Source organism: Pseudomonas rossensis, assembly GCF_039888995.1.
GTDB lineage: Bacteria > Pseudomonadota > Gammaproteobacteria > Pseudomonadales > Pseudomonadaceae > Aquipseudomonas > Aquipseudomonas rossensis.
On record NZ_JBBWCB010000304.1, the window covers coordinates 1 to 1,081 of the forward strand.

The following is a 1,081-nucleotide window of genomic DNA, read 5'->3' on the forward strand; positions in this document are numbered from 1 at the left end:
GTCCAGTAGTCGAGTTGGCGCTGACGTTCGCCGGACTCCAGCCACTGGCGCTGCCAGACGCTGTAATCCAGGTATTGCACCGGCAGCGGTTCCAGCGGCGATTCGCGGTCATCGACGAAGGCCTCGTAGAGCGCGCTCAGTTCCCGGGCGAAGATGTCCATCGCCCAGCCTTCGGTGACGATGTGGTGCAGGGTCAGCACCAGGTAGTGTTCCTGCTCGGCAGTCTTGACCATGCAGGCGCGCAGCAGCGGTCCGGTCTCCAGATCGAAGGGTTTATGTGCCTCGTCGTCGGCCAGTTGCTGGACGCGTTGTTCGCGGCGATCAACGTCGAGCGCGGAGAAGTCCTTCCAGTCCATGCGCATGCCGGTGTCCGGGTGAACCCGTTGCTGCGCCACGCCATCGATGCTCGGGAACGTGGTGCGCAGGGTTTCGTGACGCATGATCAGCGCTTGCAGCGCGGCTTCGAAGCGCCCGACATCGAGCACCCCGCGCATCCGCGCCATGCCGCCAACGTTGTAGGCCGGGCTGTCCGGTTCCATCTGCCAGAGGAACCACATGCGCTGCTGGGAATAGGACAAAGGCACCGGTTGGCTGCGATCGACTTTCTCGATGGGCGGTTGCTGGTTGGTTTTGCCGCTGGCCTGGATCAGTTGAACCTGTTCGGCAAAGGCGCCCAACTCACTGTTTTCGAACAGCGCGCGCAGCGGCAACTCGACGTCGCAGGCCTGACGAGTGCGGGAAATGATTTGCGTGGCCAGCAAGGAATGACCGCCTAGTGCGAAGAAATCGTCACGCAGGCCGATCTGCGTCTGGCCCAGCACTTCACGCCAGATGTCGGCGATTTGTTGCTCGAGGGCAGTGACCGGTTCGACGTGCTCGCGGACTTGCCATTGCGGTTCCGGCAAGGCGCGTCGATCGAGTTTGCCGCTTGGGCTCAGGGGCATTTCGTCCAGACGCATGAGCTGCGCCGGGACCATGTACTCCGGCAACGCAGCCGCCAGCGCGGTTTTCAGGCGTGCGGTTTGAGCATCAACATCGTCTGTGGAATCGGTTGCGGTGTAGTAACCGATCAACTGGCCGC

At 62.6% G+C, this 1,081-nt stretch carries 1 protein-coding gene; it reads right to left on the reverse strand.

From position 1 onward, the window contains the following. Positions 1 to 1,081: condensation domain-containing protein (locus WLY71_RS30595; RefSeq protein WP_347806566.1), on the reverse strand; the 1,081-nt coding region annotated here is incomplete at both ends.